This is a genomic window from Alkaliphilus metalliredigens QYMF (assembly GCF_000016985.1).
Classification (GTDB): domain Bacteria; phylum Bacillota; class Clostridia; order Peptostreptococcales; family Natronincolaceae; genus Alkaliphilus_A; species Alkaliphilus_A metalliredigens.
This window is the reverse complement of sequence record NC_009633.1, coordinates 3839641-3855316: the sequence shown is the minus strand read 5'-3', so window position 1 is coordinate 3855316 and position 15676 is coordinate 3839641. Positions and strand designations below refer to the sequence as shown.

At 37.6% G+C, this 15676-nt stretch carries 12 protein-coding genes and 1 riboswitch; all 12 genes read left to right on the top strand.

Annotation, left to right across the window (positions count from 1 at the left end):
- Positions 1-29: 29 nt before the first annotated feature.
- The 12 genes from AMET_RS18445 to AMET_RS18390 all read left to right on the top strand — a co-directional run bounded on the left by AMET_RS18445 (position 30) and on the right by AMET_RS18390 (position 15452).
- Positions 30-662 (top strand): CDGSH iron-sulfur domain-containing protein, encoded by a 633-nt coding sequence (locus AMET_RS18445; RefSeq protein ID WP_012064831.1) that lies wholly within the window; start codon positions 30-32, stop codon positions 660-662.
- A 588-nt stretch (positions 663-1250) separates the two neighbouring features.
- Positions 1251-2930: an L-lactate permease gene (locus AMET_RS18440; RefSeq protein WP_012064830.1), complete on the top strand. Its 1680-nt coding sequence runs from the start codon at positions 1251-1253 to the stop codon at positions 2928-2930.
- Between the two features lie 173 nt (positions 2931-3103).
- Complete coding sequence (locus AMET_RS18435; protein ID WP_012064829.1) at positions 3104-3808, top strand: FadR/GntR family transcriptional regulator; 705 nt, start codon at positions 3104-3106, stop codon at positions 3806-3808.
- A gap of 117 nt (positions 3809-3925) precedes the next feature.
- Complete coding sequence (locus AMET_RS18430; protein ID WP_012064828.1) at positions 3926-4723, top strand: electron transfer flavoprotein subunit beta/FixA family protein; 798 nt, start codon at positions 3926-3928, stop codon at positions 4721-4723.
- A gap of 13 nt (positions 4724-4736) precedes the next feature.
- The gene (locus AMET_RS18425) at positions 4737-5762 is read left to right on the top strand and encodes an electron transfer flavoprotein subunit alpha/FixB family protein (RefSeq protein ID WP_012064827.1); all 1026 of its coding nucleotides are present in this window, start codon (positions 4737-4739) and stop codon (positions 5760-5762) included.
- A complete protein-coding gene (locus AMET_RS18420; protein WP_012064826.1) occupies positions 5740-7155 on the top strand; it encodes an FAD-binding oxidoreductase in 1416 nt (471 codons plus the stop codon). Before AMET_RS18425 ends, AMET_RS18420 begins: the two co-directional genes overlap by 23 nt.
- Before the next feature lie 96 nt (positions 7156-7251).
- The gene (larA, locus tag AMET_RS18415; protein ID WP_041721055.1) at positions 7252-8529 is read left to right on the top strand and encodes a nickel-dependent lactate racemase; all 1278 of its coding nucleotides are present in this window, start codon (positions 7252-7254) and stop codon (positions 8527-8529) included.
- A 465-nt stretch (positions 8530-8994) separates the two neighbouring features.
- Positions 8995-10632, top strand: a complete 1638-nt coding sequence (ggt, locus tag AMET_RS18410; RefSeq protein WP_012064824.1) for a gamma-glutamyltransferase — start codon at positions 8995-8997, stop codon at positions 10630-10632.
- A gap of 2 nt (positions 10633-10634) precedes the next feature.
- Positions 10635-12779, top strand: a complete 2145-nt coding sequence (locus tag AMET_RS18405; protein ID WP_012064823.1) for a M20/M25/M40 family metallo-hydrolase — start codon at positions 10635-10637, stop codon at positions 12777-12779.
- Between the two features lie 2 nt (positions 12780-12781).
- A complete protein-coding gene (locus tag AMET_RS18400) occupies positions 12782-13603 on the top strand; it encodes an N-formylglutamate amidohydrolase (RefSeq protein WP_012064822.1) in 822 nt (273 codons plus the stop codon).
- Between the two features lie 599 nt (positions 13604-14202).
- Positions 14203-14742: a DUF5698 domain-containing protein gene (locus AMET_RS18395; RefSeq protein WP_012064821.1), complete on the top strand. Its 540-nt coding sequence runs from the start codon at positions 14203-14205 to the stop codon at positions 14740-14742.
- A 191-nt stretch (positions 14743-14933) separates the two neighbouring features.
- Positions 14934-15452 (top strand): putative signal transducing protein, encoded by a 519-nt coding sequence (locus AMET_RS18390; RefSeq protein WP_012064820.1) that lies wholly within the window; start codon positions 14934-14936, stop codon positions 15450-15452.
- 99 nt (positions 15453-15551) lie between these two features.
- Positions 15552-15647: riboswitch (cyclic di-GMP riboswitch) on the top strand.
- The last annotated feature ends 29 nt before the right edge of the window (positions 15648-15676 follow it).

The following is a 15676-nucleotide window of genomic DNA, read 5'->3' as shown; positions in this document are numbered from 1 at the left end:
TCCTAAAAAATAGCATGGAGGATGACTAAATGAATTCGAAAAAAAGTCAAATTATTTTCACTAATAACAGTCCGTTCTATTTAGTGCATGGCAAAAATGTAACTGATGGAGAAGGGAATCCAATTAAAGTCAAAGCTGTAACAGCACTATGTCGATGTGGTGAATCTACATCAATGCCTTATTGTGATAATCAGCATGAAAAAAATAAGTTAAATACTAAAAAATCAGATGAGCGTGCTCCTGATAAATGGAAAAGCTACAAAGGAGAGAACATTACGATTCATTTTAACCTAGGGCTATGTTGTCATGTGGCATCATGTATAAAGGGACTTCCCTCTGTATTCAACGTTGATGAAAGACCTTGGATTAATGCAGATGGTGGGACTACAGAGGAAATAATTCAAATTATATCAAAATGTCCTTCCGGTGCATTAACCTACACTAAGGATGGAAGGTTTTACTCAGATTTTGAAAAAGATATTCACATTAAAATAATGAAAAACGGTCCTATAGTCGTCAGTGGAGCGGTGGAACTCATAGATGATTTAGAGAGTATGCAAGAACTCAAAGCACGGAAGCGGTATACCCTATGCAGATGTAACAATTCGAAAAACAAACCATTCTGTGATGGTAGCCATATACCAAAGCATGAAGAAAACTAACAAATAGATTTCCTTAATTTCAACGAGAGTAAGCTAAAGTCCTAGAAAGGTTGAACTAATCTGGGGTTTTTAAAATTGAAAACAAATGAAAGGAAGAGATGTAGAAGCTTCTCCAAATATCAAAAAAAGTAAAAAGAATAAAATAACAATTTTCACTTGACAATTTAAACAGTTCAAAATACAATAGTAAAAAATAGCAAAGAATTCAGAAAACATAAATAATTAAAATTATAACAATCTAATCATTCAAAATACCCTTTGACATCGAAGGAAAATCCTATCTGTTATCTTATCAAGAGGTATAAATATCCACAAAACGTTGAAAAACAAAGCACATGGACTTCGTAGGAAAAATGACATTTCAATTTATCTCAAATTTAAATTCTGAAAATTGATAAATATTAAACAATCAAAATCATTTAAAAGGGTTTTGGTGGTCTAACCACCTGATAACTTTTATGAAGTGGTCTAACCACCTGATAACTTTATATTTTAGATAGAAAGGGGGGATTGAGGAAGGAAGCAACAGGCGTATTTTACGAATAAGGGCAAACGTTTGCAGGGTAAAAATTAAAGGGGGTCGTAAAAATGTTTTTAGCTTTATTAGCTTCGTTACCAATCGTTTTAACAGTAGTGTTAATGGTAGCCTTTAACTGGCCAGCCAAAAAGGTAATGCCTCTTGCCTGGGGAGTAGCGATTCTTATTGCTGGTGGAGTATGGGGGATGTCTGGACAATGGCTTGCTGGTGCAACTGTTGCAGGAGCATTGAATGCAGGTGGTATTCTAGTTATTGTATTTGGTGCAATTTTGTTAATGAATACTTTGAAAAATAGTGGTGCAATAAAGACGATAAACAAAACTTTTCACGGTATTAGTCCTGATAGAAGAGTTCAGGCAATCATAATTGCTTTCTTATTTGGCGCTTTTATAGAAGGGGCTGCAGGCTTTGGTACTCCAGCAGCTTTAGGAGGCCCATTAATGGTTGGACTAGGATTCCCTCCATTGGCAGCAGCAATGCTAGCATTGGTTGGAAATAGCACTCCTGTAAGTTTTGGTGCGGTTGGAACGCCTATTTTAGGAGGTGTATCTTCTATATTAGGAAATCCACAAATACTAAGCGAAATAGAGGGTGCTGGTTATACTAGCGCTACATTCCTTCATGAAGTAGGAATCTGGTCTGCACTTCCTCATGCAATCATGGGAGTATTTATGCCTTTAATTATTGTAATGATGATGACGAAGATATTTGGTGAAAAGAAATCCTTTAAAGATGCGTTTGAAATAGCTCCTTTTGCTATATTTGCAGGTTTAGCCTTTGTCATACCTTATATTTTAATTGCAGTTTTAGTTGGACCGGAGCTACCATCTTTAGGTGGTGGACTAATAGCTATTGGTATTGTAATAACGGCAACTAAAAATGGATTCCTCCAACCTAAAACAACTTGGGACTTTGCAAATAAATCTAAGTGGGATAGCTCTTGGGTAGGAGTAGAAGAAATGGCAGCTACTACAGAAGAGGAAACACAAACAATCAGTCCTTTTATGGCTTGGCTTCCTTATATTCTAGTATCGTTAATTCTAGTAATAACAAGAGTTACTGGTTTGAAAGGTATACTAACTAGTCCGACTTTTACGCTTTCATATACAGGAATTTTAGGAACGGGACTAAGTTATTCATATCAATATCTATATCATCCTGGAACGGTAGCATTTATTTTAGTATCAATTTTAACTGCTTTCATGCATAAGATGAGTGGCGAAAAGATTAAAGAAACATGGAGTACATCACTGAAAACAGTCATTCCTGCAGCTATAGCTTTAGTGTTTGCCCTCGGGATGACTCAAGTAATGTTGAACTCTGGGAACAATCCAACTGGTGAAGCGGCTATGACAGTAGTAATGGCAGGAGCTCTTGCTAATATATTCCAAGGTGTATGGCCAATGATCGCACCACTTGTTGGAATTTTGGGGGCCTTTATGTCGGGTAGTAATACCACTTCTAATGTGTTGTTTTCTGGCTTGCAATATGGTGTAGCTGAACAAATTGGAATGTCAAGAATTATCATTCTGGGATTACAAGTAATTGGTGGAGCTGCGGGTAATATGATTTGTGTGCACAATGTTGTTGCAGCCTGTACAACGGTTGGTATATTTGGTAAAGAGGGGAAAGTTATTAGAACAAATGTTATCCCAGCAATCATATATGCAATTGTTGTTGGTATTTTTGCATATATTGCAATGGCTTTCTTTGTACCTGGACTGTTCTAAGTATTGTATACAGAAAATCAACTTATCTCGGTCAGTTGAAACAGTGGGGCATCAGGTGGTTATTTTCTGCCACCTGATGATAACCCCTCACCTTTCATAAGAATGGGGGGCAACACTAAAAAAGTCGTGATAAATTCATCCAAGAGGCCGTATATAATAAGGAGTTGCAGCGGATGTTTAAACCAATCAAAACAAAAAGAGTATACGAACAAATAGTAGAACAAATTAACCAGTTAATGAAAGAGGGTTACTTAAAGCCTGGAGATAAGCTTATGACGGAAAAGGAATTATCGGATAAGCTAAAGGTGAGTAGAGCATCTGTGCGAGAGGCGATCAGTGCTTTGAATTTACTGGGTATTTTGGAGAGTCGACAAGGAGAAGGGACCTTCATTTCAGATGTTCCTCAACAGTCATTAATTGAAACCCTGGCACTATTCATGATGATGGATCTAGAAGCTAGCATTGAGCTACTAGAGGTGAGAAAGATGATGGAAGTTCAAGCTGCTGAACTGGCAGCGATTAGAGCAGATAGTGCAAGTATTTTTAAAATTAGTGAAGCCATTGAATTAATGAAGATAGACATTAAAGAAAATATCATTGGTGAAGAAAGTGATGCGAAATTTCATCATGCCATAGCGGAGTCAACAAAAAATAAAGTGCTGGTCAACTTTATGAATATGATTTCTGATTTATTAGTGCAAAATATGAGAACCAGTAGACAATATCTATATACCAAAGAGGGAAATGCTGAAAAACTGTTTGAGCAGCACGATAAAATTTACAAAGCCATAAAAAAAGGTAATCCGAATACTGCCAAAAAAGAAATGTTTGAGCATCTTGATTTTGTTGAAAAGGAATTAAAAGGTTTTAGTGTCTAAAATAACCAGGTAAGATAGGCGAAAGGATAAAGCATCTTACTTAGTGTGATTAATTATTAGTTATTAAATCCTATTTATCATAAAAAACAAGAATGAAAATATTAAGGGGGAATGAAATTGAACATTATTATTCCGATTAAACAAGTACCGGAAACGAGCAATGTTGTAATGGATAAGGAAACGGGAACGATGATTCGAGATGGAGTGGAAAGTGTTATTAACCCACTAGACTTATACGCGATTGAAAGTGGGATTCAATTAAAAGAAAAATATGGTGGAAAGGTAACTGTATTTACCATGGGACCACCATCGGCGACAAAAGCATTGAAGGAAGCCATATCAATGGGTTGTGACGATGGCATATTAATATCAGACAGAAAATTTGCTGGTTCAGATACCTGGGCTACTTCCTATGTTCTTTCGGAGGCTGTTAAAAAGATTGGAGAATATGATTTAATCATTGCGGGAGAAAGGGCTACAGATGGTGATACTGGGCAAGTTGGACCAGGGATTGCTGCCTGGTTAGGGCTACCCTTAGCTTCCTATGTAAGTGGCATAAATGAGGTTGATGAAAAGAGTATTACAGTGGAACGGTTAGTTGAAGAGGGCTATCAAATTTTAAAATTACCATTACCTGCGTTGTTGACAGTAGTTAAAGAGGTAAGTGATCCAAGACTTCCAACCCTAAGAGGAAAGAAAAAAGCAAGAGCCACAGATATACCTTTATTTAATATGGAAAACATGCATTTAGATGAAGAATCTCTAGGGTTAAAGGGTTCGCCTACCAAGGTTGTGAAAATTCATTATCCTAAGGTTACTCGTGGTGGCAAATTAGTCCACGCAGTAGGAGATGAAGGCACAACAGCGGCGATTGATGAATTAATGAAATTTATGGAAGAAAAAGAACTAATATAAGGGGGGATTATAGATGAGTTATGTGTGGACAATAGCAGAACAAAGTAAAGGAAAACTAAAGGGCGTTTCATTTGAATTATTAAGTCGTGGAAGAAAATTAGCTGATCAAATGGATACGCAGTTATGCTCTGTATTGATGGGTAGCGATGTGACTGATGAAACACTACAGGAATTAATTCAAAGAGGGGCTGACAATGTTTACTTTGTTGATGATCCGAGATTGGAGAACTTCATTGTAGAGACCTATAGTAATGTTCTTTCGGATTTAATTAACGAATATGAACCACATTCAATATTGGCTGCAGCTACCTCCAGTGGTAGGTCACTGATGCCTTATGTAGCGATCCAAGTGAAGACCGGATTAACAGCGGACTGTACTGAGCTAGAGATTGAAGAAGGAACAAATCATTTATTACAAACAAGACCCGCCATAGGTGGTAACATTATGGCTACGATTAAAACACCTGATCATACACCGCAAATGGCAACCGTAAGGCCAAAGTCCAGCAGGCCTCTGCCAATTGATGAAACGAGAGAGGGAAAAATTATTAGATTAGCTTTAAAAGATGAATTAGTAGATGATCGCGTTCAAATGATTGGCTTTAGAAAAGATGATGAAGAATTTGTTAATATAGAAGAAGCTGAAGTAGTGGTAGCTGGCGGAAAAGGAATGAAGAAGGCTGATAATTTTAAGATGCTAAAAGAACTTGCGAAAAACTTCGATGGGGTTGTTGGTGCTACCAGAGACGCTGTTGACCGTGGGTGGATGGCTTATCCTTATCAAATAGGCTTAAGTGGCAAAACAATTTCACCTAGATTATATATATGTGCTGGTGTATCAGGATCCATTCAACATTTAGCTGGAATCAAAACCTCTGAAGTTATCATCGCAATCAACACAGATCCTGATGCGAATATCTTCCAACTTGCAGACTTTGGAATTGTAGGGAATCTGTTTGAAGTACTTCCAAAATTAAATGAAAGATTAGAAAGTTATAATGAAGGAGGGAAAAAAGATGAACTACAACCCAGTTACTAAAAAAATAGTAGATGAGTTAATTGGAATTTTGGGCAAAAAAAATGTAACGATAGACGTAGAAAAGATGGAAACTTATTCTCACGATGAAACTTCAGCCGATGAATATGGACATATGCCTGAGGTTGTGATTACTCCCAATACAACAGAAGAAATAGCGGAAGTTGTTAAGTTAGCCAACCGAGAATTAATTCCGATTACCCCTCGAGGGGCAGGAAGTGGTTTGTCTGGTGGTGCAATTCCTGTATTTGGGGGAATCCTGCTCTCTGTTGAAAAAATGAATAAAGTATTAGAAATAGATGAAGCCAATATGATGATGGTTCTGGAAACTGGAATCGTAACAAACGAAGTCAATAATCTCATTAAAGATAAAGGGCTCTTTTATGCTGGATATCCAATGAGTCTTGAGACCTGCTTTTTAGGGGGAAACATAGCTGAAAATGCCGGTGGAGGAAAAGCTGTTAAATATGGTGTAACAGGAAGATACATTATGGGAATGGAAGTAGTCACACCTACAGGTGACATTGTAGAGTTTGGTGGGAAACTATCCAAAGATGTTACGGGATATGACCTAAAGCAGTTGATTGTTGGATCTGAAGGGACTCTAGGAATCGTAACAAAGGCCACAATTAAATTAAGTGGATTGCCAACGGCTAAATCTAGCTTATTGGTTCTTTATAAAAATCCTAAGGATGCTATTGACTGTGTACCGGTTATTATGTCAAAGGGTCTTATTCCCACGGGTATTGAATTTATGGATAAATTATCGGTTCAAACCTCGTGTGAATATTTAAATGAGAGCCTTCCTTATCAACAGGCAGGAGCAATGCTCTTGATTGAAGTAGATGGAACCAATGCAGCTCAGGTAGAAATGGAGACAGAGGCCATAGGTGACTTGTGTATGGAACAAGGAGCCATTGAGGTATATGTTGCCGATAACTTTACGACTCAAGAAAGAATTTGGAGTGTGAGGAGGAATATTGCAGAAGCATTTAAGGTTGTCAGCCCTGTTCAAAGTCTTGAGGATATTGTGGTACCCATTGCGGCCATTCCGGATATGATTCCAGAGTTAGACCGGATTTCAGCAAAATATGATATTAAAATTCCTTGTTACGGTCATGCAGGAGATGGAAATTTACATGCGACCCTAGTTAAGAATCCTGATTCAACCATGGAGGAATGGCATGCCCTTGAGCCTAAAGCCTTGAGAGAACTTTATGAGGTTACTGATAGACTTGGTGGAAAAATCAGTGGTGAGCATGGAATTGGTTTGAAACGAAAGAAATACATGAAGGAGCTTATGAATCCTGCTGAATTGAAATTAATGAAGGGAATTAAAATGGCTTGGGATCCTAACTATATTATGAACCCTGGTAAAATGTTTGACCTAGACTAAAATTAATAGTAATGTTAAATAACTGACACATTGATTGCAGTTCTCCTTTGATTGCTGTGATCAATGTGCTTTATCGATATTAAGGAGGCGGATAGATTGGCTATTATTAAGATACCGTATTCAAAAGGATTTGTTGATTTAAAAGTATCCGATGAGAATTTAAGTGCCGTATTAGAATCTAAGGCGCATCACTTTAAGACCACGGAAGATGAAGTGACGATTGTAAAGAAGGCTTTAGAAAACCCTGTAAATAATTCGCGGTTACGTGATTTAGCAAAGGGAAAAAACAAAATAGTCTTAATCACAAGTGACCATACGAGACCAGTTCCTAGTAAAATCACCCTACCTATTTTATTAGAGGAAATCAGAATGGGAAATCCTGATGCAGATATTACTATTTTAATTGCCACTGGATTTCACAGGTCAACTACTGAAGCGGAAATTCTAGATAAGTTTGGTGAAGATGTGGTAAAGAATGAAAAAATTGTCAACCATGTGTGTGGAGATGAAAGCTCTCTGGTACATGTAGGAATACTACCCTCTGGTGGTGCTCTGTGGTTAAATAAATTAGCTATGGAAGCAGATCTTTTGGTTTCTGAAGGCTTTATTGAGCCACACTTCTTTGCTGGATTTTCAGGTGGAAGGAAAAGTGTGTTGCCAGGAGTGGCGGGAAGAACCACAGTACTAGCAAATCATTGCGCTAAATTTATTATTCATGATAAAGCCAGAACTGGAGTATTGGAGGGCAATCCGATTCATAAGGATATGGTTTTTGCTGCAGAAGAAGCCAAATTAGCTTTTATATTAAATGTAGTGATTGATTCAAATAAGAAAATAATCAATGCCTTTGCTGGCGATAAGGTAGATGCTCATGCTGAGGGATGCAAGTTTGTGACGGAGCTAGCCAGTATCCAAGCGGCCTATTCGGATATCGTGGTGACCTCCAATGGAGGCTATCCATTGGATCAAAATATTTACCAAACGGTGAAGGGAATGACTGCTGCAGAAGCAAGTGCTAAAGAGGACGGTGTGATTATTATTGCGGCTGCCTGTAATGATGGACATGGGGGAGATGCTTTTTATGAGACATTCCTCAATCATAAGACAGCCCAAGATATAATGGATAGTATTATGAAGATAGAAATGGATTGTACCATACCAGACCAATGGGAGTCACAAATTTTAGCTAGGATTTTAATCAAACACAAGGTGATATTAGTAAGCGACCAATGTGATCCTAAACTGATTGGTGAAATGCACATGCTCCATGCTCAGAATCTTGAAGAAGCCATGAAAATGGCATTTGAAATCAAGGGATCCAATGCAAGTGTAACTGTTATACCAGATGGCGTATCTGTTATTATAGGGAGATAAAAATAGCATATCTAAGTAAAATTACGAACAGCTTTTAGCGGGCCTTGGACTGTTGAGAAACAATCATATTCTAGGTTACTTCAAAACCCAGCACTCATACGTATTCTATATACGATATGGGGCTGGGTTTTCTTGTGCATCGACTATGTTGGTTGTTTAAGCTTTCTTTTAAATATGTAAGTACTTTATCATAACAGCAAGCCAGACTGTTCATTACTTTAACAACGGGAAAAAATATTCAAGATAATTAATATACCTGACTTAAAAAGATAGAAAGGCCATGCTGGAAGTGGTAAAATATAGACAAACCTGTATATTTTTTGAAAATTGTACTGATTTGTGAGAATAATGATTAAGTGTGAGAATTCATAATAATCCTATTGAAAGTGGTTCGAATAATCTTGGTGTGTAGACGTGATTTATACTATGTGATTCTGTAAAATGGAATAGAAGGCGAGGCTTAAAATGAAAAGTAGTGAACGAAAAATTTCTAGTAGTGAGAGTCCTTTGGGAATGGTATCCACAGCTTCTAAACAGGCAACTGAAGCTGGTGTAAAAATTCTTAAAAAGGGAGGCAATGCCATAGATGCGGCTGTTGCCTCGGCTTTTTGTATCGGGGTAACAGAACCACAAGCCTCTGGTTTGGGGGGGCAAAGTATGGTGCTGGTTTATTTAGAGGAGGGGAAAAGGGTTTTTGCATTGGATGGTTCCTCCCGAGCACCCTTTGGAATACAACCTCATAAAACACCTAAGACAGCCATCAAAACAGGTCTGAAATCCACTACTGTTCCTTCTACACCGGCTACTTTAGGGTATATGCATGAAAAATATGGAAAGTTATCCCTTGCTACGGTTATGGAACCGGCTATACTGGCCGCTGAAGAGGGCTTTGTTGTTTCTCAATTACAGTATGAACTGATGAGTAAACATGCTGAACTATTGCGTCAGGACCCTTTGATTCTTAAAAATTATTTCAAGGATCATGAGCCCATAGAAGTGGGAGGTATTATTAGACAACCTGAACTGGCTAAGTGTTTGATCAGGATGGCAGAAGCTGGCTGGCATGATTTTTACATTGGAAGTATCGGCAATAAAATAGTCCAAGATATGGAGAAGCGTGATGGACTCATTTCCTTTACTGATTTAAGTCAAATCCCACAACCCGTGGAGCGAGAGGTATTGACCAGCAGTTATCGAGATTATGAGATTCATACATTTCCACCACCGGGAGCTGGGAGGGTACTGGTGCAGTTATTAAATATACTAGAGAACTTTCCTCCTGATATGTTAAATACAGCAGATCCAGCCGGGGCAACCATCTTTGCTTTAGCTTTTCGCATGGCCTTGACCGATAGACAAAGAATGCCTATGCATCCAGACTATTACTTACAAACTGTTAATAAAATGATGACAGACAAGACCTATGCTCAGGAATTATCAGACCGAATTCATCAAATTGGTAAATTTTCATTTCCAGAGCTTTTTAAGCCTCCGATTACTTCGGGAGAAACCACTCATTTATCCGTATCTGATAATGAGGGAAACTCCGTTGGAATCACACAATCAATAGAGCTTGTATTCGGTAGTAAAACCATGGCTGATGGATTAGGATTTTTTTATAATAATTATATGAGTGCATTTGACTACAAAAATATGGCCCATCCCTTTTACCTGCTACCAGGAGGAAAGCCCTGGAGTAGTGTGGCACCAACACTATTGTTTCATCAAGGAAAACCCAAATATTTACTAGGAAGTCCAGGAAGTGAACGTATTTCAACCACTCTTGCCCAGGTCATTTCAAGACTTGTGGATGGTGGGATGGATTTGCCTTCAGCCATTGCAGCACCTAGATTCCATTCTTCTCATGCAGGAGTGCTTCAAATAGAGAAAAGTCGTTTTGATCCTAAGGTATTAGAAACTCTAGAACAGACAGGCTTTAGTATCAAAAATAGGGGAGCCTACAGTTTTTATTTAGGATGTGTGCAAGGGATCAGTATCCCCCAAGGGCAAGGTGAATTGTTCTGTGGGGTAGCGGATCCGCGACGGGATGGTACGGCGAAAGGACCTAAGTATTTGTCTAATAATAGAGGGAGGTTAGTATAATTATGAAGATTGCTATTGTTTATAATCGAGAAAGTCAGGCTGTTATTAACTTATTTGGTACACTGAATCGAGAAAAATATGGTTTGGAAACCATTAATAAAATCAAGGAAGGATTGACAGCAGGGGGGCATCAAGTTAAAACCTTTGAAGGTGATAAAAATATTATTACAAAGCTGGAAAAATTTATGCCCTCTGTTATCTCCGGGGAACGACCCGGTTTGGTATTTAATCTGAGTTATGGAATACAGGGAAAAGGTAGATACATGCATGTACCGGGAATATTGGAAATGCTAGGAATTCCTTATGTTGGTTCTGGACCAGAAACCCATGCCATTGCATTAGATAAAATTGTGACAAAAATGATTTTAATTCAAAAAGGGCTACCTACTCCAAAATTTACAGTAATGGATAAACCAGATTCTGAAATTAAAGATAATTTAAAGTATCCCCTAATCGTGAAGCCTAAGGATGAGGCCGTTTCATTTGGATTGAAAATTGTCCACAATGAAGAAGAATTAAGGGACGGTGTAAAGACAATATATGAAGCCTTTAATACACCGACGTTGGTTGAAGAATATATAGAAGGACGAGAGATCAACGTGGGATTGCTTGGAAATAATCCTGTGGAAGCCATGCCGCCTGTTGAATTAACCTTTGGTGAAGGACTGCAAATTTACACCTATGAAGATAAAAAGAACACCAGTGGAAGAACTGTAGAAAAGATTTGTCCTGCTCCTTTGAGTGATGAAAAAACGGAGCAAATAAAACAGTTAGCAATTGATACATTTAATGCCTTAGGCTGCTATGACAGTGCAAGGGTTGATTTTAGATTAGATCAAGAGGGGAATCCTTATATTTTAGAAGTTAATTCCATGGCAAGTTTAGGGAAGAGTGGCTCCTTTGTTTATGCGGCTGAAAAAATGGGACTAGATTATGTGGCCTTGGTGAATCGATTAATTGACGTAACCTGTGAAAGATATTTTGGTCCCCACTTTTTCATGAACACAGATCAAGAGGTTGCCAATGAAGCTTCGAATCTGTTCGGCGCCATTACAAGTAACCGAGATAAAATTGAAGATGAATTGAAGGTGTGGACAAATTTATCTAGCTGGACAGAAGATCCAGTTGGGTTAAGTATGGTGCTTAGAAAGCTAGAGGATAGATTGAAAAAGCTAGGACTGAAAGTAGTAGAGGAGCATACAAATGGTCGTTCCGCTTGGACATGGGCTACAAAGGAAGGGCTAAAAGATGGCACCCTATTGGTTGTGCCATTGGATATTCCTGGAGAACGTACTGGATTTCCGATTCCTTTTCGAACAGATCAGGAATGGATGTATGGAGAAGGCATTGCTTCAAGTCGTGGGGGATTAGTGACTTTACTGAGTGCTCTTAGTGCTCTAAAGGGAATCAAAGCACTTTCTACTAAAAAAGTGGGGGTTCTTTTTTATTCCGATGAAGGAAGAGGAATGCGTTATAGTAGCCCGACCCTTCGTCAAGCTGCAAAACAAGCTAAACAAGTGATTGTATTGCAACCAGGTTTTGAGGGTGGTAATATTGTAGACCAACGAAGGGGAACAAAAAAATACTCTATAGTGATTGAAGGGGAACCTTTACGTGTGGGAAGGCGCTCTAATCAAATAGATGTCTTGACTTACTTCTTACAAAAAACAGAAAAGTTAAAAGAAATCAGTAGTCCTGATCAACGCTTAACCGTAGCGATTCACGATGTCCACTCGGAAAGATATAGTGTTTTATTACCCCATCGTGTTCGAGCAACTGTGTATGTAACCTTTTTAGAGGAAAAGATGGCACGGGATGCAGAAACACAAATTAAGGAAGTATTTAAGTCTAACGCTCGTGGTATGAAAACCTATGTAGAAAAACTTGAGGAACGACCACCGCTTCTGAGAAAGAAGAATAATCCCATCGTCAAACGATTAGGTGAGCTGTGTGAGGAATGGAATATACCTTTCGGAATCGAATCTAGTCTACTGGCCACGGCTGCAGGGGAAGTTCCTTCAAGTGTCCCTGTTATATGTGGATTTGGTCCTGCCAGTAAAGGTTTGTATACTCCTAATGAAGCGATTCATCGTGGAGAGATGATCCAAAGGTCATTCTTATTATCAATGCTTTTATTGGAGGAGTAAGGATGAAGACAATCAATGATAAATTACCAATGCTCATCTCAGTTCCCCATGGAGGGATGACGATACCCGAAGTCCTTCAAAAAAAGTGTTTGATTGACCCAAAGGGAATTTCGATGGATGGGGATACCTGGGCACGAGAACTTTATGACTTCAGAGATTTGGTGGAAGAATATGTTGATACGGATATTGCAAGATTAGTGGTAGATATGAATCGAAATCATAGGGATTTACCCCCTTCAAATCCCGACGGTGTTGTGAAGACCATGACGGTTGATGGGAAACAAATTTGGGTGCAGGCCAGTGGACTATCCCAACGGGAGATTCAGCTACTTATTCAACAATATCATGGCCCTTACCATGAACGATTACAAACAGCGTCAAAAAACAAGAACGTTCTCATGGGAATTGATTGTCATACGATGTTAGACATTGGACCTGCAGTAGGTGGGAATCACTGGGAGGAGAGACCTCTCTTTTGTATTGGCAATCGAGGGACGAAAATGGGTAATCAGTTAGATGAACCTACTACTGCCCCAAGGGAGCTGCTTCTACAACTTCAAAAAAGCCTTGAAAAAGAGTTTCGAGCCTTTATGCCAAAAGAGACACAGCAACCTTTAGTGACTTTGAATACCCCCTTTTCTGGGGGATACATTACTTATTACCATGGGAACAACAGTGATATCCCCTGGATTCAACTGGAGATTAATCGGAAACTGTACTTACCTGATGATGAAAAAATGTCTCTCATTCCTGAGGAGTTTCATAGAGTGAGGTTAAATGAAATACGAGATAAGCTTTATACTGCTTTCAAGTCTTTGTTTTAACTGCAGAACTAAAGAAGACGTGGAAAATGTATTTCAAAAAAAGATAAAATTAAACGAAGCAAGACTTCAAAAAAATGTTGGGGTTTAAATAGATTGCAAATTATTTTAATCTATGATACAATATAAAAGTTAGCTTGTTTGATAAATATAGTTAGTTAAAAGAGTTTCAAATTATTTTTTGCAATAATTTTATGTTTGGTTTCAAAATTGCTATGAAAATGCTTTTGATTTTATCGCTAGGGTTTATAAGAAAGTAGATGCCTTCCTTAGTACATATTAGAGATTTACTACATGTCTAATAATGAAAGTAGATTTATTCTATTCTTGAATTTTCCATATGAATTATTAAAATAAATAAGTACATGATTATTCCTCACATGCCCTATAGAATGGTTGCTATTATTTATTAAGAGTAGTGATACATTTCGTAGAATGAGATAGGTTTAATGATGTGGTTCTTGAGAACACTGATTATTTGCTAACATACTTCTATGTTAGCTTTTTTTGTTATGTCTTACGTGCAAGGCAAAACAATATACGATCCAACAAACTTCAATTAAATTGAAGAACAATAGAGGAAAGAAAGAGGAGGTGTCTTAATGACACAAAACATAATATACACACTTATCGGGCTGTTTTTAATAACAGCATTTACAAACATTTTGGCAACATTAAAGAGCATATTGCTGGCAAAGAAAATTATGAATCCAGTGTATTTTTTAGTATTTGCAGATGCAATTATTTTCGCAACAGTGGTTGGTAAAGTAGCTAATTCAGAGGGAATTCAGTTTGCAGTTGCATATGCATTAGGAAAAACATTAGGTGTTCTAATCGGTGGTAAAATCGAAGACCGACTTGCCCTAGGTATTTTAGAGGTAGATATATTTCTAAACAATAAAAATAAAATGGTTGAAATAGCAGAAAAGCTTAGAGAAGAAGGCTACACAGTGAACAACTATTTAGCTCGGGGAAATCATGGCCAAAGAAGATATAAGGTAGAGGTTCTGATAAGAAGAAAAGAATTTAAAGTACTTGAAAGTATCATGGAGGCATGTGGTGTAACGGATCCAACCTTAGTGATTAAAAACCTTAATAAAGTAGAAGGTAAAATTACGACTACAAGAGTAACAACAGTTTAATTTAAATTAAGAGGTATGTGATTCAAAATGTATCCTATAGAGTAGACGGATAAAAAAGTCTATCCTATAGGGTATTTTTATGGCGTTTTAGAAGGTATATGAGATTTAAATGTTGAAATAAAGTTAGAGTAGAAAAAGTATCTCACGGAATGGATGAATCGTGATATGAAAACATAGAGGGAGAGATGAATATGCCTTGGTGTCCAGAATGCGGATCGGAATATAGAGATGGTTTTAAAAAATGTAATGATTGTGATATTGATTTAATTGAGGAATTAGAAAAAAGTGAAGATGAACCTATGGAGTTTGATTCTGAGGTGTTTTTAACTTCAGCTAGTGATGATATGAATACTAGAATGATTGAAGCTAAGTTAAATGATAGTGGCATTCCTGTGTTAAAAAAGCATAGAGGAGCTGGGGGATACCTAAGTATCTATATGGGAATGAGTACTCTAGGTGTTGATTTATATGTTCCTTCAAGACTATTTGAACAGGCAAAGGAAATCCTGTTATCGGAAGGTGTCCTAGAGGACATTGATGCCGCGATAGATAATGAAGAAGACTATGAAGATGAAACGTTAATAGAGGAAGAAAGTAAACACCAAGAGAAAAAGAAAAATCGAGGGCGAATTCTTTTCTTGTTAATGTTTCCTGGGTTTATTTGGTTGGCCTATATATTGATGAAGATATTAATAGAGAAGTTATTTTAAAGGATATTTAAAATTATCAAAAATATGTTTCGATGAAAAGTATATAGGTATATATTAACTACCAAACGATGACAATGATTATAGATAGAAATTTAACAAAGAATGTAAAGGCAAACCATTGCAAACAATGGGACGCAAAGCCAGGAACCTAAAGTGTGTTATAAAAAAATATACCAAGATCGTCCGACTGCCATAGATATACTTTATGGCAGTTTTTTTATATG

Bases quoted from the DNA above. Each gene is read 5' to 3' on its own strand.
- AMET_RS18405 (WP_012064823.1), top strand. From the start codon at position 10,635: ATGAAGATTGCTATTGTTTATAATCGAGAAAGTCAGGCTGTTATTAAC.
- AMET_RS18400 (WP_012064822.1), top strand. From the start codon at position 12,782: ATGAAGACAATCAATGATAAATTACCAATGCTCATCTCAGTTCCCCAT.
- AMET_RS18420 (WP_012064826.1), top strand. From the start codon at position 5,740: ATGAACTACAACCCAGTTACTAAAAAAATAGTAGATGAGTTAATTGGA.
- AMET_RS18390 (WP_012064820.1), top strand. From the start codon at position 14,934: ATGCCTTGGTGTCCAGAATGCGGATCGGAATATAGAGATGGTTTTAAA.
- AMET_RS18435 (WP_012064829.1), top strand. From the start codon at position 3,104: ATGTTTAAACCAATCAAAACAAAAAGAGTATACGAACAAATAGTAGAA.
- AMET_RS18445 (WP_012064831.1), top strand. From the start codon at position 30: ATGAATTCGAAAAAAAGTCAAATTATTTTCACTAATAACAGTCCGTTC.
- AMET_RS18395 (WP_012064821.1), top strand. From the start codon at position 14,203: ATGACACAAAACATAATATACACACTTATCGGGCTGTTTTTAATAACA.
- AMET_RS18425 (WP_012064827.1), top strand. From the start codon at position 4,737: ATGAGTTATGTGTGGACAATAGCAGAACAAAGTAAAGGAAAACTAAAG.
- ggt (WP_012064824.1), top strand. From the start codon at position 8,995: ATGAAAAGTAGTGAACGAAAAATTTCTAGTAGTGAGAGTCCTTTGGGA.
- AMET_RS18440 (WP_012064830.1), top strand. From the start codon at position 1,251: ATGTTTTTAGCTTTATTAGCTTCGTTACCAATCGTTTTAACAGTAGTG.